We start from the raw sequence: 542 nt of genomic DNA on the forward strand, positions 1-542 counted from the left end.
TTACTTTCCGGACGCAAAAAAGGCTTATTTATGGAAATTAGAAGATTAGTAAGCAGTATAAGCATTGCTCTTTGTAGTCTCGGAGTTACCGCAAGCCCACTCAGTACTCAAAGTGATGAGCAGCTGTTTAAAAACTTCGCTCTCTCATCTTGTATTGCTACCTATTACAAAGACTCAGATGTTGCGAAAGATGCGATAACTGCAATGCAAGGCTATCGAGAGTTCTCCGAGCTTCCTTTAGAGTCGTTCTTTGAGGTAAGCGAGCTATTAGACACAGACGATATGTCTAGGTACAAATCAAAAAATGGTAACGTGATCGAGTTGGCTTACTGTGTAGACTTTTCTAATTCAGACGGTGTTCATAAGCTGTACATTAAGGCGAAATCAGAGTTATAACAAACTGTTTAAGAGTGATTCGCAACGCTTGGCATTTTTGCTATGCGTTGCGTTTAGTGTTTAAGGTGGTATGCGGGAGCTTCGGCATTGCGTTGCTCACACCTTAACAGGGCGTTAAGTGCTTTGTCGGAAACAATAACTATGAA

General features: G+C 41.1%; 1 protein-coding gene. It reads left to right on the forward strand.

All coding sequences use genetic code 11. The features are described from left to right. Positions 1–396: T6SS amidase immunity protein Tai4 family protein (locus IQR33_RS03295; protein ID WP_322631749.1), on the forward strand; the 396-nt coding region annotated here is incomplete at its 5' end. Between the last annotated feature and the right edge of the window lie 146 nt (positions 397–542).

It is taken from the genome of Vibrio sp. OPT46, from assembly GCF_015163535.1.
Lineage (GTDB): Bacteria > Pseudomonadota > Gammaproteobacteria > Enterobacterales > Vibrionaceae > Vibrio > Vibrio alginolyticus.